The 20,640-nt window shown below is 61.2% G+C and carries 14 protein-coding genes; all 14 read right to left on the reverse strand.

The window, feature by feature from the left end:
- A partial coding sequence (locus H5U38_13340) for a right-handed parallel beta-helix repeat-containing protein (protein MBC7188012.1) occupies positions 1-2,999 on the reverse strand: 2,999 nt, incomplete at its 3' end.
- The gene (locus H5U38_13345; GenBank protein ID MBC7188013.1) at positions 2,983-4,356 is read right to left on the reverse strand and encodes a hypothetical protein; all 1,374 of its coding nucleotides are present in this window, start codon (positions 4,354-4,356) and stop codon (positions 2,983-2,985) included. The genes H5U38_13340 and H5U38_13345, both read right to left, overlap by 17 nt.
- A gap of 109 nt (positions 4,357-4,465) precedes the next feature.
- A complete protein-coding gene (locus H5U38_13350; protein ID MBC7188014.1) occupies positions 4,466-4,861 on the reverse strand; it encodes a VOC family protein in 396 nt (131 codons plus the stop codon).
- 23 nt (positions 4,862-4,884) lie between these two features.
- Complete coding sequence (locus tag H5U38_13355) at positions 4,885-5,451, reverse strand: flavin reductase family protein (GenBank protein MBC7188015.1); 567 nt, start codon at positions 5,449-5,451, stop codon at positions 4,885-4,887.
- Positions 5,444-6,520, reverse strand: coding sequence for a DUF4185 domain-containing protein (locus H5U38_13360; protein MBC7188016.1), 1,077 nt, complete (start codon positions 6,518-6,520; stop codon positions 5,444-5,446). The genes H5U38_13355 and H5U38_13360 overlap by 8 nt, the downstream gene beginning before the upstream one ends.
- Complete coding sequence (locus H5U38_13365) at positions 6,517-7,743, reverse strand: methyltransferase (GenBank protein ID MBC7188017.1); 1,227 nt, start codon at positions 7,741-7,743, stop codon at positions 6,517-6,519. The genes H5U38_13360 and H5U38_13365 overlap by 4 nt, the downstream gene beginning before the upstream one ends.
- A gap of 30 nt (positions 7,744-7,773) precedes the next feature.
- Positions 7,774-8,616, reverse strand: coding sequence for a carbohydrate ABC transporter permease (locus H5U38_13370; protein MBC7188018.1), 843 nt, complete (start codon positions 8,614-8,616; stop codon positions 7,774-7,776).
- A 17-nt stretch (positions 8,617-8,633) separates the two neighbouring features.
- Positions 8,634-9,548, reverse strand: a complete 915-nt coding sequence (locus H5U38_13375) for a sugar ABC transporter permease (protein MBC7188019.1) — start codon at positions 9,546-9,548, stop codon at positions 8,634-8,636.
- A complete protein-coding gene (locus tag H5U38_13380) occupies positions 9,535-10,881 on the reverse strand; it encodes an ABC transporter substrate-binding protein (protein ID MBC7188020.1) in 1,347 nt (448 codons plus the stop codon). The genes H5U38_13375 and H5U38_13380 overlap by 14 nt, the downstream gene beginning before the upstream one ends.
- Before the next feature lie 2 nt (positions 10,882-10,883).
- Positions 10,884-11,930 carry a DUF4185 domain-containing protein gene (locus H5U38_13385; protein ID MBC7188021.1) on the reverse strand — a complete coding sequence of 349 codons (1,047 nt, stop codon included), beginning with the start codon at positions 11,928-11,930 and terminating at the stop codon, positions 10,884-10,886.
- 17 nt (positions 11,931-11,947) lie between these two features.
- On the reverse strand, positions 11,948-14,728 hold the full coding sequence (locus H5U38_13390) for a hypothetical protein (GenBank protein ID MBC7188022.1): 2,781 nt from the start codon (positions 14,726-14,728) through the stop codon (positions 11,948-11,950).
- 46 nt (positions 14,729-14,774) lie between these two features.
- Positions 14,775-15,722: a PorV/PorQ family protein gene (locus H5U38_13395; protein MBC7188023.1), complete on the reverse strand. Its 948-nt coding sequence runs from the start codon at positions 15,720-15,722 to the stop codon at positions 14,775-14,777.
- A gap of 19 nt (positions 15,723-15,741) precedes the next feature.
- Positions 15,742-17,571 (reverse strand): hypothetical protein, encoded by a 1,830-nt coding sequence (locus H5U38_13400; protein MBC7188024.1) that lies wholly within the window; start codon positions 17,569-17,571, stop codon positions 15,742-15,744.
- Positions 17,572-17,616: 45 nt separating this feature from the next.
- Positions 17,617-20,601 (reverse strand): TonB-dependent receptor, encoded by a 2,985-nt coding sequence (locus tag H5U38_13405; protein ID MBC7188025.1) that lies wholly within the window; start codon positions 20,599-20,601, stop codon positions 17,617-17,619.
- Positions 20,602-20,640: the final 39 nt, after the last annotated feature.

Here is a 20,640-nt window from a genome sequence, read left to right on the forward strand (position 1 = left end):
AAGGGGCTGGCTGCGTTCACCAGCTCGCGCCCATGACGCTTGTCAAACAAACTCACCACCCGGCCATCGCTCGGGTCCACGCGCACCCGGAAGAACTCGTTTTCCACCTCTGCGGGGGAGGACGAATGGAGAACCGCGCGCGGTGCGGTTGCGCTCTCGCTGCTGTCACGCAAGAAGAACAGGCGATAACCCAGAGGCGGCACCTGCTCGGCCGAAAACATAAGCTCCTCGCCCAACCACTGGTGCGGAAGGGTGCATCCAGTCAGTGCATCTTCCACGCGCAGCGGGCGGGAGCGCCAGGCAGCATCCAATTCTACGCGCACCGCATCGCTCCGTTCCCAACTGAGCGGATTAAAGACCACAATTCCTGGCTCAGGGCTAACCACTTGGCTGGCCATAAGTTGAAGGCCTTGCTGCAGCTGCGACTGGGCACCAGTGAGGGCATCACGCGCGTAGGCGACGGCAATCTCGCTCTGGCGTTGGGCCTCTTGTGGCGTCATGAGTTCTGGCCATGGCGCCCCACCACCGCTGTGTTCATCGAACTGCAGCATGTTGGCATACACCGCGTCGAACGCGTCGCGAGCAGAGGGAGCGATCCCCAGCAGCTCATTGACGGCGGCCACCTTCTCGGCGGCAATGGCTAAGTCGTGCGCCTGGCGATTCATGCCCATGCTTTGGGGCACGTTGAGCGAGACCAGGTCCCAGCCTCCCGCCCAGTCACCGCGATAGGTGGCGAACTGCTGCCCGTATTTCTCCTCCAGGTGGGCAAAGAACTCGTCCGGGCCGGCCACAATGAGTTTGGGATTGGCATAGCGCTGGTTCCAAGCCTGAGCTATGCTGGTGATGAGGGTAGTGGGGTAGGTGTTCTCTAAGCTGCCCACCATGATCAGGATCGCATCGTAGGGATACCCGGCGGCCTGGTATGCTTGCAGCTCGTTTTCCAGCGCCTGGTAGAAAGTGGTCAGATTGCCCATGCTGTACGTGGACAGCCATTCCATGTAGCTTCCGCGGCTGATCCAGGTGAGGATCTTCTGGCCATCAGGGCCCTGCCAGTAGAAGGGGTTGTGGTGCCGGGGGATCTGTGCGCTGCCGCCAAAGCTCTGGTTCACCCCGGCGGCAAAGTAGCGGACGCCCGCGTTGGCCAGTACGGTGGGCATCCACCAGGAAAACCCCGGCACGTCGTTCTGCAAAACGGTGTTAGCCTGGAACCCAAATTGTCGCCGGTAGCGTTCCGCTGGATAGAGAAAGCGGTTGATCTCCTCGCTGCCCAGCACGGCGGTGTGCATGTTGGCATAGCCGGCGCACAAGTGCATCTTGCCGGCGTCCACCAGCCGCTGCAGGCGTGCTACGTCCGCAGCACTGCTCCGCGCCAACCACTGCTCCAACTGCCACACGCTCTCGATGGTCCACTTGTAGTCCGGTATCGTCTCAGCGAACTGGATGGCCCGGTCGATAATGCCCTTGTACCGCTCGGCAACCTCATCCTGGGGATCTGTGAAGCCGATGTCCAGATGGGTGAAGTGGATGAGATAGACATAGTTGATGCTCGACGCGATGCCAGGCTGTTGGAAAGGGAACGCGCCGAGGTCGGCCACCGTGCCGTCCGGGTCGCGGGGCCCAGCAGGATCCCCAGCGTCGATACAAGGCGAACCCGGGGCGAGATGGTAGTCGAACGGACTGCCCCCGACGAAGCGCGGATCTGCTGCAATGGCGCCCTCACCAGGGGCACAGCCGAAGTAGTCGCCTCCGACGTTTTGCCAGAGGTCATTGTACCGGCAACTGAGCTCGCCCGTCGTCCAGACGCCGTAGCCGCGACTTCTGGCGATGATGTTATTGAAAACCTCCGCCACGGAAGCAATTGCGACAACCCCATAGCCACAACGGTCTACGGTGTTGTTCATCACGGTTGTCGCAGGACAGCCGGTTAGGAGGACCGCGGCCGAGTCGCACCCCACAAATAGATTGCGGCGAATGTCGCCCCGGCTCCCTGTCAACGCCATGCCTAAGAGCAAGTTCTCGAGGCGGCTGCCGGACAGGGTAATGTCCCCCCCTCGCGCATTCACGCCTGTGGCACTACCGCCGTTCGCGCGGATAACAGCGTCCTCAATGCTGAGGCCGGTCGCCGAATCACCCACCACCCCTATGCCCAGGGTAGGAACGACCACTTCCACGTTGTTCAAGCGCATGTGGTGGGCACCCTCTGCCTGTACGGCCGTGCCCCCCGCGGCATTGTTGACAATTGTCAGCGCGGAGAGAACTGCGCCCTCGGCTCCGCGCACGGTTGGGGCAGGATCGGCAGCCAGGAGGACGGTCTTTCCGGGCCCGTCGCCCTGCAGCGTCACACCCTGCTCTAGCTGCACGTGCTCTACGTACACCCCACTGTGCACCAGGACGACCATGCCTGGCTCTGCTGCATGGACCGCTGCCTGGACGGAGGGATAGTCCTGGGGCACCTCGAGATGGGTGACCACGCTGATCGGCACGCCAAAGACGGCGTCGTACACATCCCCCCAGCTGGTGTCGTAGCCCAGCGCGTCCTCGCCAAGGGTGTACGCCAGCTGGTAGTCGCCGGTCCGCGGGCCCACCTGCAGCATGCACACCACCGTGGCGTCGATGCGCTCTTCGTTGGCCAAGAAGCCACGCGGGGTCAAGAAGCCAACCCACTTATAGTCAGGCCCACTGGGGTGCACGACCTCGCACGAGTCGGCCCAGTACTGGCTGGGGAGAAACTCGCCGCTCCCGTACTTCTGGCTCTGGTAAGTAGCACCCAGGGGTTGCCAATCATTCGGCACCAGGACCGTGACAAAGACCGCGTGTGGATTGGGGTCCGTCCCTTGGCTGTGAATCTCCAAGGTCACCGTCAGTGTGTCACCTGGGGCGGCCATGCGTGGCTGGTGAACCTGGTCGATCTCCAAGCAGGAGCTCAGCAGGGCCAGCCCAGCCGACAGGGTGATGGCAAGATAGAGGCGCCGGCGACGCGTGCTAGGCAGTAAGGCCATATTCCTCCCCAGCGAAGAGCTCTCGATAGGCAGCAAACCCATGTTCTGTCGCCTTGCTTTCCCTATCGCAAGCAGCCAGCTCATCCTCTATTCTGCTCAGCCAATCAACTTCGCGGGTAGGGAGTTGCAGGGCGCCGCTGTGTAGTGCTTCGCGTATGAGGGCGCACCCGGCCAGCCCTGCCTGACGCGTGCGCTGAAAGTCGTCCTCCTCAGCGACAATGGCGCGGGCGATGGCCACCGCACTCTCTGGTGCCACCATCAGCGCGTGCACGCTGCGTCCCACGTCCGAGTCGACCAGCAGCCTCTGCAGCACCTTCTCCTGCTTGGCCGCCAGCGCCTGATTGAAAAGCCGGCAGTCGTAGACGAGCACCTCCGTGAACACCTCAGGGGCCGAACCCGAGAGCAACCTCACGTTCTGCACCGATTCGTTGCTCCACAGGTCGCACACCGCCGCAGCCACATTGCCCATGTGGCTGAAGTGAGCGCAGGCCGAGCTCTTCCCCTCCATGGAGATGGGCAGGCCAGTGATGGCTTTCATCACTGGTCCTTCGTAGGCACAGTCTTTGGACGGCCCTACTGCACCCTGCTCGAACGCCACCAGCGAGCGCACGGCCGACATGGCGCGCACCACCGCGGCCAGCACCGCGGGCAGGTAGTGGCGGTCCGCAAGCACCATCGCCGTATTGGCAAAGCCGCAGGCAGTATCTCCAGCAGGAATAGTGCCCGTCTCTTGGGCGATCCGGACAATTTCACCCCACAAGAAGTGCATGTCGCGTGGGGCCAACACACCGAGGGCGAAGAGAATCCAGACCACATCCCCTTCCAACAAGGCGCGGTCGTGCACCTCCTTGCCCCCTGTCGATTCAATGGATAGCATATGTGCCCCTGCCCGGGCGTTGTCCATAAAGGAGCGCAGCATGGTCTCTGTCGCCCGCCCGCTGCGCATGCGCGGCGGCCGGAGCTCATCGCGGATGTCGCACACGGTCACGCGCAAGGCCGAGCGCAGGCCGTGCGTGCGAAAAGACTCTTCCATCAACTCCAGGGTCTGCCTGGTGATCGCCACGCCAATTTCCACCTGGCCGGTCATCTGCGGAGCGTGCTCAAACTCGAGCACCACGCCCGGCGCCCCAAGAATCTGCGCACGCGACAGAACGCTGGTCACCATCTCGCGGTACTGCTCCAGAATTGCCGGAAGCTTGTCGGGCGCCACCTCCATGGGCGGCAACGTGTAGTTGACCTCCGGGTACACTTCTCCCGCTCCTATGACCAAGTTAAAGCCGCATCGCAGCGGGTGGAGCGCCCGCCCAAACATCATGTCCCCAGCTCCCTCGTAGCTCAGCTTCTTGTAGCGTTGCATCGTCAATTCTTCCTTGGCGGTTTCACAGTACAGACCGACCCAAGTGCGCACACCGGCTGGCTGCCCTTTTTCCCAGGTGGGCAGAGGCAAACGGTGATGACCAAGTCTCTTACCAAAGATTCAGTTGCCAGGACACCCCGAAGCGGTCGTTCACCCAGGCAAACCTCCGGCTAAAGCCATAGTTGTCTAAGGGCATGAGTACCGCACCGCCCGCAGACAGGGCCTCGAAATACCGCTGCAATTGTTGTTCATCCTCACACTCAACAAACAGAGAGAACGCAGGGGTGAAGCTAAACTCATGTTTGATGGGCGAGTCGATACACAAGAAGCGCTGGCCTTGCAGGACGAACTCTGCCAGCTTGACGGTGCCCTCGGGGCCTCCGTCACCCGCGCCGTAGCGCTCGATGCGCGTGATGCGTGACTGTGGGAAGAGCCCTGTGTAGAACTGCATCGCCTCCTCGGCGCGACCCTCGAACATGAGAAACGGCGTGACCGTCTTTGCCATGTCATTCTCCGTACCAGTCTTGCTCACTTCTTCTTGAGGCGCTTGCCCACCTCCCACGCCTTCGCCAAGGGCTCGCCTAAGGTCCAGTAGCGGTTGTCAGGCATGGTAAGGGCAAACGGCTTAATCTCGTGCACGTCCAGCTTGCCGCGCTTCACACAGCGCCGCTCCGCATAGCTCCCCACGATCTCGCCAATGTAGAGGACGTCGCCCGGGAGCTCGACCTTTTTCACCACGCGGCACTCGAGGCAGAGCGGACATTCGTCCACCATGGGTACCCCTGTGACTTCTCCGTAGAATAGCGCAAACAGCGAGCCCTTGTCCCGCTCGCGACCGGATACCATGCCACAAAAGTCGACCTTCTCGACCAGCTCGACGCTTGGTACATTGATGCTGAACGCCCCAGTTCCTTCGATGCCAGGATTGGTGTAGTGGTCGGCACCGAGAGCGATGCCAACCATCGGCGGATCATAGTTCACACGGCTCACCCAGGCCACGGTGAGAAAGTTTGGCCGCCCTCCCACCATGGCGCCTACCAGGACCACCGGCATCGGGTACATGCTGACGTCGTTGCCAATGCGCACCTTAGCCATTTCCTTCCCTCCTCTGCGGCAGGACAGAAACACGCAGGAAACGGGGATAGTAGATCCCCTCATCGTGATAACAGTCCTCCAGCTTCCGCGAGTTGACTGCATAACTGACCACCAGCTCCGCGGGGCTACTTGCCAACTCGGGATGTGCCTTGGCGGCATAGCAGAAGTAACGGCGATTCGCTAAGGCTTCCGGACAGACGTACACGGTGCAGGCCTCCGAAAAAGGGCCGTAGGGTGTTTCCGCCACGCGGACCTGAATTGGGTTACCACGCCGCCATGAGGCTGCCAGGAGCACGAATTTGCCCAGCTCGGGCAGATAGCTCACCGAGAACTCTGTGGCCCCTTTGTGCAGCACTGGGCGTGCGGCGGCAGGGTTCTTGTACCACCTGCCATGCTCGCCGTCCAGGTACTCCCATCTTTCAGGCTCAACGAGCCTATGGGCGTCCTCCAAGGGCGCCCTCGCCACCAGTGTCCACACCTCCTTGAACCAGCTGCGGAAATGGCGCCGGAATCCGTAGATGTACAGGTACCCCTGGTCTGCCAAGAGCCAGGAGCCAAAGGTTCCTGTCTTCTCCGACCAGGGGAGTTGCCGCAGCGTTATTTCCCACCGGTGAGGCTCCTCGTCGGGATTGGGCACCCAGTAGACTTCGTGGCCGACGAGGCGGAAGCCGGTTACCTGATTCGGGTCTACGGTGACCACGCGCACTGCCAGCACCGCCAGTGCCTCGCCAATGCGCACGGCGCTCAGCGGCCAGCTTCGCCCTGGCAGCTCAGGCGAAGAGAAGAAAGCAGTCGGGCCACGCCCTCCCCCCTCTTTCCACCAAAAGCGCACCTCGTGGCCGCGCTGGATGGCGATGGTATTGGCCACGATATGCGAGCCGGCGCGCGAGCGTGCCTCCGGATCCGAGCTGACAAACGAATCCCCAAACAACCAGAGGATGCGCCCATCGTTCAACGGCGTGCTGAAGGCGCAGTCGCCACCCAGCCAGCCGTTCGTGCCTTCGCGAAAGAGGCGTTCCAACTCTGGCATGCGTTCCACCGTGGTGGTGAGCGCCAGACCCTTGCTCACGTGCGCCCTCCCCTGCCCGCCGGCGTGATGGGGTAGTGGCGCACCCTGATGGCGGCGTCATAGGCGGCGACCACGTTTTCGGGCGGCACATTGGCCTGCACGTTGTGCACCTGGGTGAAGACATACCCCCCTCCCGGCGCAAAGATGCGTATCCTCTCTTCCACCGCCGCGGCAATCTCCTCAGGCCTGCCTTCGGGGAGCAAATGCTGCGTATCGATACCGCCACCCCAGAAGGTGATCCGACCTCCAAATTCGCGCTTCAGGCGCGCAGGGTCCATGTCAGCCGCCGAAGTCTGCACCGGGTTGAGGACCTCCACCCCGGCGTCGATCAGGTCGGGGATCAGCGCATAGATGGAACCACAGCTATGCAGGAACACGTGCACCTTGGAGTGCTGCCGCACATACTGGTAGATGGCCTTGTGTCGCGGCTTGATGAGCTCGCGGTACATGTCCGGCGAGAGCTGCGGGCCCTTCTGCGTACCCAGGTCGTCGCCCATCTGGATGAGCTGAATGTAGTCGCCCACCGCCTGCAGGTAAGCCTCCAAGTTCTTGAGGTGGACTTCCACCAACGTGTCCATCAGGTCTTCTGCGAAGGCACGGTTGCCGGCCAGGTCCATCATGAAGGTATCCCACCCGCGCAGCGACTGCCCCAACTCCAAGATGTTTCCGCCGAATCCGCCCATAATCGCGTAATCGGTCTCATGGTACAGGAACCTCGCTTGGTCCTGTAGGACGCGGAGTATCTCGTCGGTGAGCATGGGCCAGGCATAGGCTTTGATGTCACGGCTGGAGGTGGCGTGCGCCAGGGGCGGATTGCACGATTCGAAATAGAGCACCCCCTCGGGCATGCGCGCCGCAACACGAGCGCCGTCCATCAGCACCCATTGGCCGTTCCTCCGCACCGGGTAACAACTGCGGTGCACCTGTGCTGGACTCCCATCCGGCAGGGGCCAATCCAGCCAGTCCTCGGGGTGCCGGCCCATGGTGTTGGCCAGGTCCACCACATCCACCTGAAAGCGCTCCAGGATGGCCGGTTCCGGCTCGGCCAACTGCTGCGGCACATCGTACACGCGGGTGTAGCCGCCTGAGAGCCCAAGGTAGGCCTTCAAGCGATTGTAGGCTATGGCCATGATGCCGGTAGAGCGCATCGCACCAAAGTCGATGGGCACCTTGTCCGGCTCTTCGTGGCGCAACGTCTTCAGCACCCGTTCACGCGAGGTCATGCGTGCTCACCTCCTCTGTGTTGAACCCGGCTACCCCTTGATGCCGGTCATCATCAGGCCTTGCACAAAGTAACGCTGGAACAGGAAGAAGATCACCACCACGGGGATAAGAAGCAACACCGAAGCGGCCATCAGCATTCCGTACTCTGTGGTGTGCTGGCCAACCAGCATGGCCAGACCCAGTGCAAGGGTCCCTTTTGACTTGCTCGACAGGAAAATCAACGGCCCAAGAAAGTCGTTCCACTGCATCATGAAGACGAGAATGGCAATGGTCGCCACCGCCGGCTTGGAAAGAGGCAGGATGATGCTCCAGTAGATGCGAAACTCCGAACAGCCGTCAATCCGCGCGGCATCTGACAGCTCCTGGGGGATGGTCAGAAAGAACTGCCGCATCAGGAAAATGTTGAATGCGCCACCGCCGAGGAACAGCGGTACCACCAGCGGCTTGAAGCTATCCAGCCAGCCGATGTGCTTGTACAGCACAAACACCGGAACCATCGTCACTTGGGCGGGCAGCATCATGGTGCCGATGATGAACAAGAAAAGCGAGTCACGCCCCTTCCACCTCAGGCGCGCGAAGGCGTATGCCACCAAGGAGCTCGACAACACGACACCAATGATGCTCATCACCGTGATGAACGTGGTGTTGAATAGGTAGCGCAGAAAGGGCATGGTGGTCAGCACGTCGCGATAGTTCTGCCAGTGCACCGGTTTCGGAATCCAGCGCGGCGGGTAGGTGAAGATCTGCTCGCTGCCCTTCAGCGAAGTGGACAGCATCCAGAAGAACGGCAACAGGAAGACCACCGCCAACACACTCAGGTAGAGGTAGACAATCGCCTTCTTGCAAGGGATGCGCAGTCTTGTTGGCCTCATACTAATTGCTCCGCGCCTCATGCCTCATAGTACACCCACTTCTTGCTGAGGCGGAACTGGACGATAGTGATGGCCAGCGTCATCAGCAGCAGCAACCACGCCAATGCCGACGCATAACCCATCTGAAAGTCGTCGAAGGCCTTGATGTACAGGTACAGGTTGTAAAACAGGGTCGAGTTGAGCGGGCCGCCCTGGGTCATGACATAGGCCTCCGTAAAAATCTGGAACGAAAACATGACTTCGATGATCAGCCACAAGAAAAGCACCGGCGAGATCAGCGGCAAGGTCACATGGGTGAACTGCCGCCACTTGCCGCCGCCGTCGATGGCCACCGATTCGTACAACTGCGTGGGGATGCCTTGCAGCGCCGCCAAGAACACCAGCATCCTGCCACCGCCGATGGACCACAGGCTCATCAGGACCAGCGCAGGCTTTGCCCAGGTGGTGCTCCCCAACCAGGACGGCCCCTGGATACCCACCATCTCCAGCAGCGCGTTGAGGATGCCGTACTGGGGGTTAAAGATCCACATCCAGATTGCGGAAATGGCCACCCCGGAAACCACCGACGGCAAGAAATACGCGGTGCGAAACAGTCGGATGCCGCGCACCGACTGGTTGACAAGCACGGCCAACAGCAGCGAACCGGCGATGTTGAGAGGCACGCGCAGCACGGTGTAGAAGAGCGTGTTGTAGATCGCTTTCCAGAAATAAGGGTCATGGCAAAGCAGGTCACGGTAGTTGCGCAGCCCGATGAACTTGGGCACGCGCAGCACATCGTACTGGCACAGGCTGTAGTAGATGGAAGCGGCAAAGGGGTACAGGCCAAACACCACGAAGCCGATGACCCACGGGCTGATGAAGAGGTAAGCCAGTGCCGCTTGGCTGTGCCGGAGGCGCGAAAGCCAGCTCTGGCTGTGCTCAGTCCTGGTCATTGTTCTCCCAAGGCATCTTCTTGCGTACGTACTGGTCGTACTCGGCCGCCTCGTCCAGCTGCTTCTGCACGCGCCGATTGGCTTGGCGCAATGCCTCCTCGGGCGACAGCCGATGATTGAGGGCCATCTCCATCGCCAAGAAGTACTCGCGCCAGAACACGTCGTGCACCAAAGGCAGGAGCGAGCTCCCAAAACCCTGGTACATGAGGCTATCAAAGACCGCCATCTGTGGCATGCGTTCCAAGAAGGCCCTTTCCCGCGCCACCAGCCGGTTGGAGGGCACCAAAGGCTCCTTTTCCGCCAGGAAGCCTTGCAGTTGCGTCTCCACGCGGGCCGTGAACTTGAGAAACTCCCAGGCGGCCGCGGCTGACTTGGCGCCCCTCGGTATCGCCAGCCAGAAGCTCCCCACCTGTGTCGCCGGCCGGTCCCCCGGGTCGCAGGGGATGAGGCTTATGCCATAGTCCAGGCGTGGCGCAAATCGCCGGATCTGGTTGACGTGCGAGTTGTCCAGAATCATCATCGCCACGCGCTCAGAGTTGAAGCCATGCTGCTCGTTGATGCCACAGCTCAGTTGCAAGGCAGTGAGCTCGGCCAGGCCATAGTGGTCGTAGTAGTCCACGGTCCAGCGCAATGCCTCCACTACCGGCGCCTCATCCAGTCGGACGCTGCACAGGTCGGCGCTGCGGAAGGTGGCTCCCTTTTGAAAGGCCATGACCACAGCCGCCGCTAAGGCGCTGTAGTTGGGAATGAAGCCCGCCTGCACGATGCGCCCGCGTTCGTCGCGCACGGTGAGCAGCTCGGCATAGCGCTTGAGCTCATCCCATGTGCGCGGCGGCCGGTCCGGATCCAAGCCTGCCTGGCGGAACAGGCGGCGATTGTAGAAGAGCCCATAGCAACTCCCAGCTGAGGGGATGCCAAAGGCTTTGCCCTCCCACTTCATCTCGGCCCAAAGGGGCGGATAAAAGACCGTCGTGTCGAAGCGGTCACGGGCGAGGAAGCCGTCCAGGGGCATGAGCGCGCGGCGCGCCGCCCAACGACCTATGGGACTGAACTGGGAGATGACGTCAGGGGGATTGCCACTGAGAATGGCAGTGAGAATCTTCTTTTCGTTCTCTTTCCAGGGAATGGCCACCGGCACCACTTCGATGCTATCCTGGCTCTCGTTGAAAAGCCGCACCGACACGGGGAACTCCTCATGCGCCCCTGTGGCTATCCAGAACTCCACACGCACCCGCCCGGCGGAGGTGAGCCGCTGCTGCTCCTCCGGTTTGAACAGATAGGCCATGCCGGCCAACAGGATGAGCAGCGCCGCGTATTTGGCCACACGCGTCATGGCTACTCCAAAGTCACCTCGATGAGCCGCGGATAGTATTCCTCGAATTCCACAAACGTCAGGTAGATGACTCTCCCCTGTTCACGGGCCAATTCCGGGTGCTCTTTGCCCGCGTACACAAGCGGTCCGCCGTACACCAGCGGATTGCGCAGAGGTACACGCGCCGTCCACAGCAGTTGCGGCTGGCTCCACGGACCCCATGGGCATGGGGCAGTCCGCGCCACGAGCTTGCCTGTGGTCTCCCAGGAGTGCACGGCCAGGTAGCAACCCAAATATGCGTTGTAGGAGACGCTCATCTCTGTGGGCATGCCGTCCATGATGGGGACTGCGCGCTGTCGCTTTCTGCTCCATTCTGGGGCAAAGCTCACCAAGTACTCGTAAGCCTCCGGCTGGTCAAGCTGTTCAGCCTTTACCCGCGTTATGCTGCAATAGTGATGGCCCTCGCGCAGCCACGTCCCATAAACGTAGACGATTCCCTCTTCAAAGACCGGAAGCACTGCCGCTCCGTAGCATGGCTCGTGCGCGGCCCACCAGATGGTTGAGTCTTGCCTGACAAGTCTCTCAAACGCAAGTTCGGGGTAGTCGGCAACCGCCAAGCCAGTGCCCGCCACATCGAATTTGTACGGCCAGCATCGCCCTGGCAGCAGCTCCACGCGCACGAAGTAGAGGTAGACGCGCCCATGTAGAAAAATTCCGTGCAGCGGCCAGATCCGGTATCTCTCCGGGTCTTCCTCAGGCAGCCAGGGGAGCAACTGCCGCGGGTATCCGTCATCACCGGTGAGATAGCGGTAACTGCGCAGGCCAGAGGCACTGAGCAGTCCGGTGCTGGATGGCATCCGCTCGACCAGCCGCCGTCCGCATTCGTCGAAGGTGCCCAGCAGCGTGTCCCCAAAGACCCACAACGCCTCCCCACGGGGAAGAGGGATGGAATAGGCGCAGTCCTGGCCGATCATCCTGACGGCATTGTCGGCGAAGAGGAGGCCGCAGTCGCGTGCCCGGGCGACCTTCAGCTCCTTTGGCTCTGCCGTGTGCGCAGCGACTTTCCGCATAGGCGGCGAGGTGCTCTTCACACTTCCAACTCGAGGGTAATAATCTTCTTGTGCGGCACCTCGATGCGCAAGTCACCCGACTCGCTCAGCGGGAGAGGCCGTAGGCGCTCCTCATTCAGGTTCGTGAGGTGAGCCGTTCGGATCGGACGGGCCAAGTGCAGCTGCCCAAGCACGGCGTGCTCGGTCGGGTTAAAGAAGCGCACAATGAGCGAGTCCCGTTCCTCGCACTTTTTTACCGCGCTCAGCACGAGGTTGTTGGGGTGCAATCGCAAAAAGCTCATGCGCGGCGGCAGGTCGCCCGTGGAGATGCCGCACTGGAACGCCCTTACCGGGGCAAAGTGGCGGTACGTTTGCGCAAATACCTCGCCGGTTTCCCAATTGCCGAAGTGGGGATACAGGGCGTAGGCGCATGTGTGGCGGCCGAGGCATTGCGACCCGACCTGGTCGAGCCGCTCCACGCGCTCCGGGGGGAGGCCCACCTTCGGATAGCGGACACCTTTGACCAACGTCAGCAGCATGGTGCGCCACTCGTTGTCCTGCACCTCGTATTCCACGAGCCCATGACTGATAAGCGCCAGGCCCACCTTCCCGTCGGAAATGTCCACAAAGGACAGATGAGGCTGAGTTCCTGTGACCGGTTCCACCCAGTCCCGTGTGTCGGGAAACTCGATGCTCCTGGTCACCACGTCGAAAGCCGTCTCCACATCCACAGTGGCAGCATCAATCCCGCTGGGGAAGCAGACGCGCAGGCGGTGGTCCATGGCCTGGTTGTCAAAGGTGGTCACGATATCCAAGCGCGGAGAGCCCTTGCGCAAGGTGACGCGCGAGGAGATGGGCAGCGCCACCAGCTCATCACTGCGGCGCTGCTTTCCAGGGGCCAACCCCTTTGGCACCTGCATGACCATGTCCACCTGTACGGTGGTCTGGAGCTCTCCGTCTTCGACCACGGTCAATTGTGCGGCGCAGCCCAATGAGCTCACTTTCGCGTTGGCCAACGGCGAGATGTGCGTCCATGGGTCGCCCGCTTCCGCCTCATCCTCGAAAAAGTGACAGTTACGGAACACACGGCCACTTGGCTTGTGTGTGAGATCAAAGGCCCCATTTGACCGAAACTGCACCCGCAGGAACTCGTTCTCCATGGTGTCATTAGCGACCATCATGGAACCATAGTTGACCAGCTCCCCCTCCCTACGCTGCACGATGAAGGTGCGGTAGCCACAGCCGGGGACCTCTGGCGCTTCCAAGAGGAAGCGGAACCTCCGCGTGTAGAACGGCGAAGGGATGTCGTAGGGATTCATCACCAGCGCGCCCCACTCCTTGCGCTCAGCAAGCTGAAAGCGCACCGGCTCGCCCGTCTCGGCGTCGACTACAGACATCCCCTTGTGCTTCGGCTCCTCCGGAAAATCTACCTCCACCTCGACGATTTCCGTCCGGTCGAATTGCAGCGGATTAAAGACCACCACGGCGGTGTGTTCGGGCGCCACGTGCGCCAGGTCGATGCGCTTGGCGACGGATGCACAAGCGCGATTGGTGAGGGCCTCGCCGATTTGGCCCACCTGGTCCCACCGGTAGAGCATGTCGCGGTGCACCTGGTCAACGCTCACCCCCGTGATGCTGTCGTGGGGGTGGTTGGTCAACAGGTGTTTCCAGGCCAGCTCCAACAGCGCCCCAGGATATTCCTCACCCAGCAGCATGGCGAACGCCGACCAGGGCTCGGCCCACTTTTCTAACAGCGTTTGCATGCGCGCGTTGATCTGCTTCTGGTAGAGGCGCGTGGAGATGTTGTCCTTCAGCAGCCTGTTGAACCAGTTGTCCACGCTGGGGTGGCGCCTTTCGCCCTTGAGCACGGTCAGCCGCGAGCGATCCACCTCCTTCTTGATTTTTTCCAGCACGGCCGGCAAGGAGCTGTGGATGTAGACGTCCCCCGTCTTCTTGGCGTTGCAGTACTCGATGACCTTGATGGTGTTGGGATGGGGGAAGACACTGTCCATGCCGTCCAAGACCACCAGGTAAGGCGTGGTAGCATCGGCTGCAACATCGTCGCGGATGTTTTTCATCCCCTCATCCAGCAGGGCAGTGTTAAAGTGCTCGAGCGAAGAGGGCCTCAAGAGCCAGTAGTCCTGATCGCCGGCGGCCGTGTCGCAACGGCGGAAGGGCATCTGCCCCAGCGGCCAGCGGTAGATGCCATCGTGGTAGGCATTTTCGTACATGGTGGGCCGCATCAGGTGAATCCAGAAGGCGGCCCTGCTGAACAAAGCGCTCAAGCGCAGTCCCAGAATCTGCGTGCCGTCCGGCGCCTCCAGGAGGTACTCGGTGGCGCACTCGTCGCGGACGATGCCACGATAGAACATCATGCCGTCGATGCCGAAGCCGGCATAAATCTGGGCAATCTGCGAGAGCTGGCCGTAGGAGGTCGGCGTGTAGCCCACCTTCATGACGGCGCCAAACTGGCTGGCCACCTTGTGGCCCCGCATCAGGTTGCGGACGATGGCCTCGCCGCTGACGGTGTTCATCTCCGGCAGCGTGTACCACGGCCCAACCAGCAGGCGCCCCTCGCTGATGTACTTCTTCAGCTCCTCCCTTTTCTCGGGCCGCACCTCCAGATAGTCTTCCAAGGGAATGGTTTGCGAGTCAAGATGATAGTACTTGTATTCCGGGTAGCGGGCAAAAAGCTCCAGAAGCCAATCCATCAACTCCACAAGATGGAGCCTGGTCTCTTGCGCCGGATAGCGCCATTCGCGGTCCCAATGGGTGTTGGAGATGACATGAAACTCATAATGCTTTTCTGTGCCTTCCACGTCTTCCCTTCCTCAGCAAAGTGCCGTACCGTGCCAGGGGCGGATTTCAGAAACCAAAGCTGATGGTAAAGCTGCTCACCCCGCCCATGATGGGGCCATAATCGGCGTAGGAGTAGTCGATGGCTCCATCCACGCCGAGCAGCTCCTGGCGGAGGCCGGCGCCGAAAGACCAGGCGCCGAGGTCAGAGTTGGAGCGGTAGCCGCCGCGCAGAAACAGGCTGCCGAACAGCCCGTACTCCATGCCAAAGTGCACGCGCTCGCGATTGTCCGTAGGATGGAGGAGGTCCACCGCCAAAGTGAGCCTGTGAGCGGCGGTGTGCAGCAGGTCGTCGGCCAGGCCGATCCTGAAGATGAGCGGCATGCGGAACTTGTCGCGCAGGAATCTGATGTCTGGGCCAAAGTGCTGTGCTGCCACGGAAAGGCACAGGTGCCTGAACCCCGTTTCGTAGATGGCGCCAAAGTCCACCAGGACATTGGCAAAGGAGTCTCTGTCCAGTTCCTCTCGCACATAGCGCACCTGTCCGCCCATGGAGAGCTTGTTGGTAAAGCGGCGCGCCAAGGCCAGCCCCACGGCAAGGTCGCCCGCATGCACCATGCGCCCGGTGCCGTCCTGCGCCAACACCGTGGTCTCCTGGAATTCTGGCACTCCCATGTGGATGACGCTTATGCCCAGCACACCGACCTTGCGCCATCCTACTGCCGCCGCTGCCGCGCTCAGCCGAATATCAAGCAGCCAGTTGCGGTGGGAAAAGCCGGCCTGGGCCCTTTCCACATAGGCGATCCCCGCCGGGTTCCAAAAGATGGCGTTGACTCCCCTGGTGGTGGCCAAGGCCGCATCGCCCATGGCCGTCTCCCGACCGCCGACGCCAATCTTCAGGAACTGCAGTCCTGCCGAGCCCGCCTTGCTGAATTCGAAGCCATAGTCCCACTGCGCCTGTGCCACCGCGCAGCACCAGAACAAGACAAGTATGCACAACGGCGCCTTGCGTATCATCGCCCGCTCTCCTGTTGGCTCACTTGATGAGTAACAGCGTCCCTTTGGCATTGCCCACCGCTGACTCCACGGTGTAGAGGTAGATGCCGGCGGCTGTTTTCTGCCGCGAATCGGTGAGCTGATCCCACACGTGCTCGCCGGAATTGGGATTGTCGTGTTCCAGAGTGCGCACCAGCTCGCCGCTCACGGTGTAGATGCGAATGGTGCACTTGGCCGGCAAATTGGTGAACACGATGGAGCTCTCCTCCCCTGAGGTGGGTAGTCCCGACACCAGCCGGAAGGGATTGGGAAAGACACTCACCTGCAAGGCATTCTCTGCCGGCTGCCGTGCGGTAACCAGAGCTTTGGTATTGCGATTGGTCATCCCGCTTTCTTGGCCTTTTGTGCTCACCGAGGTGACGGCGTAGTAGTAGCCGACGCCCACCTGCACGGTATTGTCCTTGTACTTCCACTGGCCCAACTCTGCGTCGAAGAAGCGGCTACGGTCGGTGCTGCGGCTGATGCGAATATCGCGCACCTTGGTAAACGGGCCGATGTAAGAACGGTCGCTGCGGTAGATGCGAAAGATATCCATCTCTGCCGCGCCGGTGAGGGGATTGACCCAGCTCTCCAGGTCGGGCGACCAGGTGAGTACGATCTCCTGGGTTGACGGCAGGACGTAGTAGGTGACCTCCGGGGCCGGCGGCGGCAAGGCCGTCAGCACATAGTTTCGGGAGAAGAGCTGCTTGGCCCGATCCACGGTCTTTTTCAAGGAGTCCAACCCCACCGGTAGAAGGCTCTGGGCGCTCAGCCCCTTCACCGCCTGATCCAGGCCGATACCATTCACGGCCTCCACCATGACAATGCGCACCGTGTCGCCGACGGCCATGTCATACGGCCCAAAGCCCTGCAACATGAAGGGCGAAAGCTGCTCGTCCGCAGGTGCCTGCAGGCTCTTGTCCGTCCCATTGAGGATGGCGTAGAGGTCAGAGGCAGTGCGGCTGGTGATGGTGAGACGATGCGCGTTGTTGATGACCTGGGCGTAGAAGACGGTCGCTGGCTGGTCCGCGCCGTTGCTGGGCGGGTCCCAGTAGAGCGGCGCAAAGCCCGCATAGCCAGTGGTGCGCAGTTCGCCCCGCTTTTCCCAATAGTTGCCCCAATCCCACTTGATGTCCTGCGTGGGGTAATAGTCGTAGGCATAGAGCAGTCGGCGTGCTGCATCATAGCCCACCATCTCGTCGTCCACGTTCAGGTTGTCGCCCCAGAAGCCGTGCACGAGAATATCCTGGTAGCTGGGCCGGAGCAGATAGGGGAATCCAAAGTAGACGTCGCTCAGCACCTGCCCGGAGGCGTTCACGAAGAGGTATTCGATGATGATAAAGTCGGCATAGGCCGGATAGCTCCAGGCCCTGCTGATGCGCGTCACCTGGATGCCATCGCTGGTGCGCCAGCGAGCGGTGATCTTCTCCTCGGCCTCATTGGGATTGAAGCCGGGCGAGCCATTCAAGTTCTCCACCTCCTCCATCGGGTAGAAGGTCCCCAGGTCGACAAAATCGAACGGCCCCATTTCGTTGAAAAAGACCGTCCCGCCTGGCTTCTTGCCGCCAATCCAGACCCCACCTCCCTGGCTGTAGGAGCGCTGCTCGTCCTTGTTGGGGAGGACGGCAGGTCCACCTGGCCAGTCCATGCTGGGATAGTACTCGAAAGGCGAAAAGAGGCCGCCAATTTGGCCATTGTCCTTCATGGTCTCCCACAGATCGCCGCGGTCGTGAATCTTGAACAACGGCACCCGCACCTGCGGCATAGCCACTTCGGCCAGCACCAGCAGGGCACATCCGGTGAGGAGACAGATAGCCTTCGTTCTCTCCATGCGCTCTCCTTCCGTTACGCCGCCTTGAGAGTTGCTATGCTCCGCCTAACGGAAGCTGTAGCGGAAACCCACCCACACGCTGCGCGGCGCGTAGTAGATCATGTAGCTGATGTCAAAGCCATCCGGATCAACCAGGCTCGGTTGCCCGGTCTTGACAAAGCGGTCAATGGCCTCCGGATCGAAGGCGGCCGGCAGGCCCCATGTCTTGATGAACTTCTGGTTGAACAGATTGGTGACGCGCGTGTAGAAGGCCAAGGTGTGCTGCCCAATGGTAAAATACCGGTTGAACTTCAGGTCCCAGTTCTGCCGTGCAGGCAAGCGATGGTTGTCCAACAGATCAGGTGGGTCATCAGGCTCGAGGTATGTAAACGCCTGGCCACTCACGTAACTGTAGAGTAGGCTCAAGTCGCTGTTACCAAGGAGGTGGTACAGGACCGGCACGCGCCAGCGTTCCGGGTACTTGAGGAAAAGATTCGCCCGCAGGATGTGCGGCCGGCTAAAAGAGCGCTCCGTGGGCAGGCGATCACTCGCCTCCACGTACCACTGGTATGTCACCTGGCCGTTCTTGTCGATGTGAATCTGCCAGGGAGTCGCCGTCCCGTGCGTGCTCTTGGAGAAACTGTAGTTCATGTCCAAAACCAGGTGGCTACTGAACAGGGTGCGCAGGCTCACCTCTAAGCCGCGCGCGTCGCCGTAGTCGCCACTGTAGCGACTGCTGTAAAAAACCCGCGACTCGATGCCGGTGTACGGGTCGACGCCATAGATGCGCTTGTCTAAGAACCGTGCCCGCTCCACCTGGTCGAAGACGTCCTTGTAAAAGCCGGTGACGTTGAGTACCGCTATGTTCTCAAAGTGGTGCTTGAACCCCAGTTCGAACTGGATGGTCTTCTCCGGCTTCAAGGGTTGCAAGGTGAGGTTGATGACCCGCTCCGGGTCGGTGTCCACCGAGGGCTGCCCCTTGATCACGTAGACCGGTCGGAAGTAGAGGAACTCGTACTGCGCGTTGATGGGCGGCATCTGGTAGAAATGCCCGTAGCTAAAGTGGAACACGCTCCGGTCGGTGATGGGAAACGAGATGCCCAAACGGGGGTTGATTGAGTGGAAGGCGGGCACGCGGTAACGAGGCTTGGCCAAGACGTTGGCAAAGTCCCACTTCTTGTGACCCAAAGAGTCGATACCGTCCTTGTCCGGGTCAGCGGCCGGATTGTAGGCGGGGTCTAAGGACGGGTTGAGCACGAAGCTATCCTTGGTGAACCAATCGCGGTTGCCATCGTAGAGGTCGTAGCGGACGCCCACGTTCAGGATCATGCTCTCGAATTCCATCTTGTCCTGCACGTAAAAGGCTAACTGCAACGGGTGGTAGGTCTCGTTGAGCCCGCGGCACCGCCAGTCGCGAAGGTCGGAGCTCCACTCCGCCAACACCCAGCTATCTTCCTTGTAGGTGTTGTAGTGGAACTCGAACCCCGTCTTGAGCAGATTGGCCTCGTTGACCTGCCAGCTCAAGTGGCCCGAGGCAGCCAGATCGCCGGTCACGTTGTGCGACAACGGGGTGAAGTGGTGAGCGAGAAAGGGCTCATCCTCAAACCCGTCATAGCGGTGCCAGCCCCAGATATCCGGGTTTTTGGACTCGCCAAGCACCCGGTATGGGCTGGGCGTCTCGTGCTGCTCCAGCGTGTAGGAACTCAACTTCAACTCGTAGAACATGCGCGGGCTGAGCACATGTACCAGCCCCAGACGCATCTGCTTCACATAGTTGTCCAAGAGAGTGCCGTAACCGCGGTAGTACTTGGCGAAGTAGGGAAAGCTCTCTTCTCCGTTTGTGGCATGTGCATCGTGGCTGTACAGACCACCGAACTTGATGTTGAGGCCGGGACGCAGGCCATAGTTGCCGCTCAAGGTAAACTCGGTCAGCTGGCGCGTGTCCCGCGGCCTGGGCAGGTCATAGGCCTCCTGCTGGTACCTGGCGGTGGCGAAGAAGGTCATCTTCGCCAGCTCATTGCCCACCAGGGGCAGAAATTTCCCCGGCACCGGGCCCCCGAAGGAGAGCTGCACCTGGTGGTCGGCGAAATTGCGATAGTCGTACACCTGCTTCTGCCGCTCCGGCGTCCACCAAGCCGGATCCAGGTACGTCTTGCCGGTAATGGAGTCGACAAGCGTGTGGCGCCGGAACTCGATGTTCTTCTCGCGGTCGTAAAGGTAGGTGCCAAAGTGTCGTTGATGCGGCGGGCCATACTGGTAGTCCAGCGACCAGGAGTAATGCTGGTCGCCCTCCCTGGTGATGACGTTGACGATGCCTGACTGCGCCTGCCCATACTCGGCATTGAAGCCGCCGGTGATGACCTGGATCTCTTTGACGGCATCGCGATTGATGCGGGTGAAGGAACCGCCGGCATCGGCCCGCGCCTCGGACCAGGCTGCCGAACGCGTGCCATCAATGAACCACACCACCTCGTCCTGCTCGCCGCCACGGATGGAGTAGCGCGGCTCCCCGCGGCCGGTGCCAGAGAGGTTGCCCTCCACCGGAATCGGGTCAAAGAAAACGCCGGTCTGCAGATGGACCGCCTCGTGCACCTGCGACACAGGGGCCTGGTACAGCCGGTCCACGCCGATGACCTCGATGCTGGTGGTCAAATCCTTCTGGATGATGGGGCGAGCGGCCTCCACCACCACGGAGGCACCCAGGTCCAGCACCGCCTGCCGCAGGCCAATGTCCACGCGGGTGGTTTGGTCTATGCTCACCTTGACATTGGTGACCTCGACGCGGGTGTAGCCCATCATGGTGACCACCAGCGTGTACGTGCCCGGCGGCACGCTGAGGATGTGGTATCTCCCCTTTTCATCAGAGGCGGCGCCGAGATAGGTGCCCTTCACCGTGACGTTGGCCAGCGGCAAGGGCTCGCCAGAGTCGGCGTCCTTCACCACCCCGGCTATCTTGCCGGTGGTGCCTGCCCAGGCAGTCTGTCCCATCAGCAGAGCCAGCCCGAGCAGGATAGCAACGCGCCTGCGCTGCAGCATTGCGCTCACAGCCATCGCCTCCTCCCTGTTATGTCATGCGGGCCTGTCTTCGGT

The sequence above is a fragment of the Calditrichota bacterium genome, from assembly GCA_014359355.1.
In the GTDB taxonomy this organism is placed as follows: Bacteria; Zhuqueibacterota; Zhuqueibacteria; order JANLFK01; family Oleimicrobiaceae; genus Oleimicrobium.

What these genes read in the sequence shown, in the direction of transcription:
- H5U38_13345 (MBC7188013.1), bottom strand. Translation starts at nt 4,356, where the DNA reads ATGCAACGCTACAAGAAGCTGAGCTACGAGGGAGCTGGGGACATGATG.
- H5U38_13350 (MBC7188014.1), bottom strand. Translation starts at nt 4,861, where the DNA reads ATGGCAAAGACGGTCACGCCGTTTCTCATGTTCGAGGGTCGCGCCGAG.
- H5U38_13355 (MBC7188015.1), bottom strand. Translation starts at nt 5,451, where the DNA reads ATGGCTAAGGTGCGCATTGGCAACGACGTCAGCATGTACCCGATGCCG.
- H5U38_13365 (MBC7188017.1), bottom strand. Translation starts at nt 7,743, where the DNA reads ATGACCTCGCGTGAACGGGTGCTGAAGACGTTGCGCCACGAAGAGCCG.
- H5U38_13370 (MBC7188018.1), bottom strand. Translation starts at nt 8,616, where the DNA reads ATGAGGCCAACAAGACTGCGCATCCCTTGCAAGAAGGCGATTGTCTAC.
- H5U38_13375 (MBC7188019.1), bottom strand. Translation starts at nt 9,548, where the DNA reads ATGACCAGGACTGAGCACAGCCAGAGCTGGCTTTCGCGCCTCCGGCAC.
- H5U38_13380 (MBC7188020.1), bottom strand. Translation starts at nt 10,881, where the DNA reads ATGACGCGTGTGGCCAAATACGCGGCGCTGCTCATCCTGTTGGCCGGC.
- H5U38_13385 (MBC7188021.1), bottom strand. Translation starts at nt 11,930, where the DNA reads ATGCGGAAAGTCGCTGCGCACACGGCAGAGCCAAAGGAGCTGAAGGTC.
- H5U38_13395 (MBC7188023.1), bottom strand. Translation starts at nt 15,722, where the DNA reads ATGATACGCAAGGCGCCGTTGTGCATACTTGTCTTGTTCTGGTGCTGC.
- H5U38_13400 (MBC7188024.1), bottom strand. Translation starts at nt 17,571, where the DNA reads ATGGAGAGAACGAAGGCTATCTGTCTCCTCACCGGATGTGCCCTGCTG.
- H5U38_13405 (MBC7188025.1), bottom strand. Translation starts at nt 20,601, where the DNA reads ATGGCTGTGAGCGCAATGCTGCAGCGCAGGCGCGTTGCTATCCTGCTC.